This is a genomic window from Vogesella urethralis (genome assembly GCF_007644045.2).
Classification (GTDB): Bacteria; Pseudomonadota; Gammaproteobacteria; order Burkholderiales; family Chromobacteriaceae; genus Vogesella; species Vogesella urethralis.
On record NZ_VMDW02000027.1, the window covers coordinates 25549 to 33218 of the forward strand.

At 67.1% G+C, this 7670-nt stretch carries 5 protein-coding genes; 3 read left to right on the top strand and 2 right to left on the bottom strand.

What is annotated here, in order from left to right; all coding sequences use genetic code 11:
- Positions 1-3 precede the first annotated feature (3 nt).
- Positions 4-1095 carry an extracellular solute-binding protein gene (locus FLQ03_RS01285; protein ID WP_144373888.1) on the top strand — a complete coding sequence of 364 codons (1092 nt, stop codon included), beginning with the start codon at positions 4-6 and terminating at the stop codon, positions 1093-1095.
- A 553-nt stretch (positions 1096-1648) separates the two neighbouring features.
- Here the strand turns inward: FLQ03_RS01285 and FLQ03_RS01290 are convergent.
- Positions 1649-2116 (bottom strand): Lrp/AsnC family transcriptional regulator, encoded by a 468-nt coding sequence (locus tag FLQ03_RS01290; RefSeq protein ID WP_206210818.1) that lies wholly within the window; start codon positions 2114-2116, stop codon positions 1649-1651.
- Between the two features lie 184 nt (positions 2117-2300).
- Here FLQ03_RS01290 and FLQ03_RS01295 point away from each other — a divergent pair, with 184 nt between their 5' ends.
- Positions 2301-2909: a LysE family translocator gene (locus FLQ03_RS01295; RefSeq protein ID WP_144373889.1), complete on the top strand. Its 609-nt coding sequence runs from the start codon at positions 2301-2303 to the stop codon at positions 2907-2909.
- 494 nt (positions 2910-3403) lie between these two features.
- On the opposite strand, the gene FLQ03_RS01300 is transcribed toward FLQ03_RS01295, so the two are convergent.
- Positions 3404-6466 (bottom strand): transglycosylase domain-containing protein, encoded by a 3063-nt coding sequence (locus FLQ03_RS01300; protein ID WP_144373890.1) that lies wholly within the window; start codon positions 6464-6466, stop codon positions 3404-3406.
- Positions 6467-6968: 502 nt separating this feature from the next.
- Between FLQ03_RS01300 and FLQ03_RS01305 the strand changes: the two genes are divergently transcribed.
- Positions 6969-7448: a Pycsar system effector family protein gene (locus tag FLQ03_RS01305; RefSeq protein ID WP_144373891.1), complete on the top strand. Its 480-nt coding sequence runs from the start codon at positions 6969-6971 to the stop codon at positions 7446-7448.
- Positions 7449-7670 lie beyond the last annotated feature (222 nt).

Sequence of the window (7670 nt, forward strand, 5' to 3'; positions counted from 1 at the left end):
CGCATGACTGCATCGATCTACCGCCCGCTGTTGGCCATCGCGCTGGCGGCTGCCAGCCTGGCTAGCCACGCCGCCGGCGTGGTGAACGTCTACAACTGGACCGACTACGTAGCCGACAACACCAACGCCAACTTCAGCCGCGCCACCGGCATCAAGGTGCGCTACGACGTGTTCGACAGCAACGAGATCCTGCGCGCCAAGCTGATGACCGGCAAAAGCGGCTACGACGTGGTGGTGCCCTCGCACAACACGCTGGCGCTGGGCATCCGTGGCGGGCTGTTCCACCCGCTGGACAAAGCCAAGCTGCCCAACCTCAAGTACCTGGACCCGGCCATCCTGAAGATCGTCGAGCAGTTCGACCCCGGCCAGCGCTACGGCGTGCCCAATTACTGGGGCTTCAATACGGTGGGCATCAACGTGGACAAGGTGAACAAGGCGCTGGGCGGCAAGCTGCCGGCCAACCCGTGGGACCTGATCTTCAAGCCCGAGTACGCCGCCAGGCTGCAAGGCTGCGGCATCAGCGTGCTGGACTCGCCCAGCGAGTTCTTCCCCGGCGCGCTGCATTACTTCGGCTTCGACCCCAACAGCAACAAGCTGGCCGACTACCAGGCCGTGGCCGACAAGCTCAAAGCGGTGCGCCCGTACTACAAGGTGTTTTCCTCGTCCGGCTACTACAACCAGATGGCCAGCGGTGACCTGTGCGTGGCCATGGGCTACAACGGCGACTTCAACCTGGCGCGCCAGCGCGCCGAAGAAGCGCGCAACGGGGTGAAGATCCAGGCGTTGATCCCGCCCGGCGTGGACCTGTGGGTGGACATGTGGGCCATTCCGCGTGACGCGGCCAACGTCGACAACGCCCACGCCTACATCAACGCCATGCTGGAGCCGAAAACCGCCGCCGCCAACGCCAACCACGTGGCCTACGCCACCGCAGTACTGGCCGCGCGCCCGTACATGAAACCGGTGCTGGTCAACAACCGCACCATCTTCCCGCAAGCGGCCGACCTGCAAGGCAGCTACGTATCGCTGACGCAAGACGCCAAAACCATCAGCGGCTATACCCGCATCTGGCAGAAGCTGCGCAGTGGGCGTTAGCCAAGCCGGGCCGGAAAAGGTGGGCCGCAAGCCGGGTGTAACGGCAAGGTAACCCTCACCCCTGGCCCCTCTCCCCGAGGGAGAGGGGAAGGCTGCGCCGGTGCGGTGGCGGCGTGCCGGTCGGGCTTGTGTCAGCGTGCATTCTTGATGCGGCCAACGTCGCAAGGCGCGGGGGCTGGTGTGGCTCCCTCACCCCAGAGGCGAAGGCTGCGTTGGTGCGGTGTCGGTGTGCCGGTCGAGCTTGTGCCCGCACGCCCGGTGCTGCGGCCAACGTTGCAAGACGCAGGGGGGGGTGAGACTCCCTCACCCCGGAGAGGAAGGCTGCGTTGGTGCGGTGTCGGTGTGTCGGTCGAGCTTGTGTCAGTACCCCTGGTGCTGCGGCCAACGTCGCAAGGCGCGGCCTGCTGGTGTGCCCCCCTCGCCCTGCGGGAGAGGGGCTGGGGGTGAGGGTGCGCTGCGGCCAACCTTGCCTTGTATAGACCGCTGCTGTTCATGCGCCGTGCCGCATCCGCTGGCGGCCAGACGCCACCACTGCCGATACCTGCAGCCAACCTTACAACGGCAGTGCGTGGGTGAGTTTGGCGGTTTCCATCGGCACTTCGGTTTTCACGCTTTGCACGCTGGCAATGCGCGTCAGCTCGTGGGCGTGGAAGTGGCGGTACGACGCCAGGTCGGTGGTGACAATGCGCAGCAGCATGTCGCATTCGCCGGCCATCACGTGGCATTCCACCACCTGCGGCATGTCGCGCACCGCCTGGATGAAGTGGTTGGTGGTGTCGGCATCTTGCGCCTTCAGCCACACGCGGGCGAACAGCGTCAGCCCGGCGCCCACCTTGCTGCCGTCCAGCACCGCCACGTAGCGGCTGATCACCCCGGCTTCTTCCAGCAGGCGCACGCGGCGCAGGCAGCTGGACGGCGACAGCCCCACCTCCCGCGCCAGCTCCACGTTCTGCAGGCGGCCGTCGCGTTGCAGCGCCTGCAGGATGCGCCGGTCAAGGTTATCCAGCTTGATCGCATCCAATTTCAACACCTCGCAGTTTTGTGAAACAACGTTGCATTATGGCGGCAAATGGCGCGCAGTTTGCAAGCTCATTCGAACGGCATTTGCTTACACTTTGGCTACCTGCTGCCCCCGTGTTGCACCGCCGTTTCCCCCGGCTGCGGCGCGGGTGGCAGCAGCTTTTTTGCTGCGAAAGGAGCCCGCCATGACTGCCCAAACCCTGTTGCTGTTCGGCCTGACCGTCTTTCCGCTGGTGTGTACCCCCGGCCCCGACATCCTGTTTGTGGCGTCGCAGGGGCTAACGGGCGGGCGCGGGGCGGTGTGGCGTGCCAACGCCGGCATCCTCAGCGGTTATTGCGTGCACGCCTTGCTGGCGGCGTTCGGCATTGCCGCGCTGATTACCGCCTGGCCGCCGCTGTTTCATGCCATCCGCTGGGCCGGCTTGGCGTACCTGCTGTATCTGGCGGTGCAGATGTTCCGCTCGGCCATGCAACCGGGCGCGCTGGCGTTGCAAGGGGCGGCCACGCAGCGGCTGTTTGTGCGTGGCTTCGTCACCAGCCTGCTCAACCCCAAGGGCTTGCTGATCTATCTGTCCATCCTGCCCAACTTCATCCAGCCGGGCGAAGCGGTGGCGCTGCAGGCGCTGCTGTTGTCGTCCATCTTCATCGGCAGCTGTGCGGTGGTGTACGGCCTGATCGGCCACAGCGCGGCGCGGCTGGCGCAACGCGGTGGTATTAGCGATGGCAAGCGCCGGCTGGCTGAGGCGAGCGCCGGCAGCCTGCTGTTGCTGGCCGCTGGCAAGCTGGCGGCGTAGTGGCTGGCGGGGTTGGCCGCCAGCCGGCTTGAACGGCGTCCCTCACCCCTGGCCCCTCTCCCCGAGGGAGAGGGGAATGCTGCGTTGCTGCGGTGGCGGCGCTTGGGCTGGTGGTTGGCGTGCTACGGCCAAGGTGGCATGGCGCGGTGCCAGGCCGGCCAAGGTTGGCCGCAAGCTATCTTGATCAGCAACCCTCACCCCTGGCCCCTCCCCCTGAGGGAGAGGGGAATAGCGCTGCGTTGAGCTGGTCGAGCTTGAGCCAGCAGGCCCTGTGCTGTGGCCAAGGTGGCAAGGCGCCGTGCGCGGGTGTGGCGCCCCTCTCCCCTAGGGAGAGGGGAATGCTGCGTTGTGCTGGTGGAGCTTGTGTCAGTACGCCCGTGCTGTGGCCAAGGTGGCAAGGTGCCGTGCGGGGGTGTTTCTCCCCTCGCCCTATGGGAGAGGGGCCGGGGGTGAGGGTGCGCAGCGGCCACTGCTAGCGCAAGCAAGCGCAGGTGCTAGCGCGAGGTTGGCCGCATTGCGCTGTCGCCCGGCGCCGGGGTGAAGGTGAGGTGTTGCTGCAGCGTGGGGGCGATGGTTTTCAGGATCTGCACCGGCAGCGCGCTGGTGAACTTGTAGCTGCCGGCTTGCTCGCCGGCCACGTAGGCCACCATGGTGCCGAAGTAGCGGTCGCCCAGGTAGAAGGCAAAGGCGCCGGCGCGGCTGACCACGCGTTCGCCGGTTTGCGTGCCGCCTTTGGCGAAGGTTTTGAAGCGGTGGTCGCCGGTGCCGGTTTTGCCGCCGATGACGATGTGGCTGCCGTCGGCCAGGTCGAAGGCGCCGTTGACGCGGCGGGCGGTGCCTTGCTCTACCACTTGCTGCAGCGTGTCGCGCACCACTTGCGCCACCTCGGGCGGCAGCACCTGTTTGCCCGCTGCCGGCCGCTGTTGCAGCGTGGTTTCGTACGGGGTGCCGGCGGCAAACTGCAGCTGGTCCAGGTAGACGGTGGGCAGGTGGCGGCCGTCTGCCGACAGGATGCCCATCAGCTCGGCCAGCGCGGCCGGGCGGTCGGCGCTGGCGCCCAGCGCGGTGGCGTAGGACGGCACCAGCGTGTCGAACGGGTAGCCCATCTGCCGCCATTGCTGGTGTACGCGGGCAAAGGCGTCTACCTCTTTCATCTGGCGGATGCGCGAGGCCTGGCCGCCTTTGGCGTGGCTTTTGAACAGCCAGCCGTACACCTCTTGCCGCACGTCGGTGCTGGCTTTTACCAGTTCGGCCCAGCCGGCGCCGGGGTGGGCGTGCCAGTAGGCCACCAGCCACAGCTCCAGCGGGTGCACGCCGGCCAGGTAGGCGCGGTCGGCCAGGCTAAGCTTACCGGGGGCGTAGTCGGTGTACAGGCGCAGCAGGGTTTTTTCGTCGGTGCTGGCGGCGTTGCCGGCGTGCTGGGCGATAAACGCCAGGTATTCCGCCTGGCTGGCTTGCGGCAGGATGCTGCGGTGGATGATGGCCAGCCGTTTGGCGCGGCCGGCGGCGCGCTGGCCCAGCAGCTGGTCTACCTCGGCCAGCGTTTTGTGGCGGTACTGGTTATAGAAGCGGGCCAGGAAGGTGCGCCCTTCGCGGTCGGCAAAGCGGCGCAGGTAGGCCAGGTCGTCGGCGGGCAGCGCGTCGCCATCTACCGGCGCCATGTAGTAGCGCACCACGTCGCGCATCAGCCGCACGTACACCAGGTTGACCGAGCGCTGCGTGGCCTCGGTAACCGACATCACCTTGCCGTTATCCTGCTTGTCGAAGTTGTTGAAGGTGTGCAGGCCGCCGCCGGTAAAGAACTGCTCGGCCGGGCTGGCGGAATACTGCCGCGCCATGGCGGCTTGCAGCATGGCTTTGAGGCTGCGGTCGTCTTGCTGGCGCAGGTAGGTAATGGCCCAGCGTGTTAGCAGCGGCAGGTTGTCTTGCTGTAGTGCTTTGCCCAGCGCGGCCTTGTCTTGCGCGGCGTAGTGGCGGTGCAGGTCGCTGATCACCGCCAGGTAGGTGACCAGCGTGCGTAGCTTGGCGGTGGAGCCCAGGTCCAGCTTGACGCCTTCGTTGATGTCCAGCGGCTGGTCGAAGTTGTCGGCCTGCACCCGCACCTTGTTGCCGCCGGGGGTGCGCTCCAGCAGGGTAAAGCTGTAGGTCACGCCCTGCGGCGCGCCTTGCTGCAGCAGGCGTTCGTCCATCAGCCCGGCGGCGCGGGCGGCGTCCGGCTGGCGCAGGCCCTGCAGCACGGCGGTAACCTGGCGCTGCAGCGTGGCGTCCAGCGTGCTGTGGGCGCTCAGGTCCAGTTGGTCCAGCTCGTACATGCGCGGCACGCCCAGCAGGCTGGCCAGCTTGATGCGCACCGCGTTGCTGCCTTTTACCTGGGCGCTGGCCGGCGGCGGGCGGTTGCCGCGGGCGCGTTCCTGCTGCAGCGAAACGGCCAGCGCGGCCTGCAACAGCGGCGGCGAAATCAGCCCGTCGCGCGCCATCAGCCGCAGGTAGCTGTCGGTCAGCGCCTGCAGCACGGCGATGTCTTCGTTCAGGTAATACGACGGGCTGCGCTGCGCAATCATCAGGCTAAGCGCTTCTTTGAACACCGCGGCGCGCTCTGCCAGCGGCACCGGCGACTGCGCCGCCAGCGCCCGGTTTACCTCGCCAAAGCTGCGGCCGTACCACGCCCACATGCCGTCGCCGATGCCGGCGATTTCGCCTATGCCCGGCCGTGCGGCCAACGGCACCGTGTTGAGGTAGCGCAGCACCAGCTGGCGGCGGGCGGTGAGGGTGTCTTCGCCAAAGCGGTAGGCGCGCACCGAGGCCGACAGCATCTGGCGCAGTTTTTCCTGCTCGGACGCGGTGCGGCCGCCGGGCGAGTGGCGGTATTTTTCGATCTGCGTGGCCAGCGTGCTGGCGCCGGCCGGGCGGTAGCCGGGGCTGAATACATGGGTGGCTTTATCGAACACGGCTTTGCCCAGCCGGCTCCATTCCACCGTGGGGTTGCGGGTGGGGCTTTCCTGCTGTAGCAGGGTGCGGTTTTCGATATACAGCAGGCTGTCTACCAGCAACGGCGGCAGCGCGGCAAAGTCGGCATACACCCGCTGCGGAAAGCGCGACTGGTACAAAGGTTGGCCGCGGCTGTCGGCCAGCGTCAGCCCGGCCTGGTCTTTTTCGGCGTAGGGTACAAACAGCCCCAGCGGCAGCAGCGGCGCGGTAATGCCGTGCTCGGCCAGCGCCAGCATCGGCTGCGACTGCACCGCCTGGCTGTGCACCTGGTAGCCGCGCTGCTGCAGCCGCTGCACATACTGCGGCAGCTGCGCGTAGCCCAGCCGCACATCGTACGGCCCGCCCGGCTGCGGGTAGCGAATGGCCTGGCTGGGCCTCGGCTGCACCCTGTAGGTAGCGTCGCGCGCCACGCCGGCAAAGTAGCGCGCCTGCAGCCGCGAGTGTTCCAGCTCGTCCAGCAGCCACCAGGTGGCCACCCCGCCCACCAGCAACAGCAGCACGGCGCCCTGCAGCACCCGCACCCCCGACACCTGCAACAGCGGCTTGATTTTGGCTTCCGAATTTTCCATGACGTTGCCCCTTATCAACGAACACGGCATCAGACAGTAAAGGCAGCGCCGGCGTTGCCGCGGCGCGCAGGCCACGGCAGCGGGCTGCCTACTTTCCAGCATAGCCAGCCCGCCAGCGGTGCAGCGCTTTTTATTGCAAGCATGGTGGGGGCGGGGGTAGTTACACCCATTGCCTTGTGGCAGAGGGGCCGGAGGTGAGGGTGCGCTGCGGCCAACGCTGCCGCCAGCAGCACGCCGGCGTTTGCCACCCCTCGCCCTGTGGCAGAGGGGCCGGGGTGAGGGTGCATTCCGGCCAACGCTGCCGCCAGCAGCACGCCGGTGTTTGTCACCCCTCGCCCTGTGGGAGAGGGGCCGGGGGTGAGGGCGCGTTGCGGCCAACCCTGCCTCCGTCATCTCGCCGTCACCCCGTTGCAACATGCCGATGGCAAGCTGGCCGCTTGCTGCGGCCACGTTGCCGCCCGTTGCGCCGCAGGCCGGCGCCCGTCTCTTGCCCGCCCTTGCCATGGAATACGATAAAAAGCACCAGATCGCCTGTTTGCTGCACGCGGTGAGCGACACGCAAACCACCATCAAAAACCTGGATACCAAGGCGCAGATCATCGCCGGCGTGGCGGGCCTGGTGCTCACCAAGGCCGACGTACTGTTTGCCTACGCCAGCAGCCGGCAGCTGTTTGTGGTGCTGGCCGGCGCCACCTTTCTGGCCGCACTGCTGGTGATCAAGCCGCGCATCCGCCCCAGCCGTACCAGCCCGCAGCCGCTGGGCCCCGGCGGCTACTACTACGTGCAGCCCGGCATCGACCCGGCCCAGGCCGCCCGCGACAGCCTGGCGCTGGACTGGGGCGAAGAAATCTACCGCGTGCTGAACAGCCTGGCCGCCATCCGCGAACGCAAAACCCGCGCCCTGCGCCTGACCACGGTGTTGTTTGTGCTGGCCATGCTGGTGCTGGTGGCCGACAAGCTGGGCACCGCGCTGCCTGTATAACGCCGCACACGGCAGCAGGTTGGCCGCCACGCCTTGCGGCCAACCTTGGCCCCTCGCCGGCTCACCCACCGTTGAATGCCCGGTGGTTTGCGGCAGTGTCCTTGCTGATCCGGTTAAAGAAATCCTGTTGAGACCTGGACTTTGGGATGAATCGCCCTCACTTTCCTAGATACCTCGTGAGCCTCACACTAGGCCCTACAAGGAGGTGTCATGAGCAAGCCG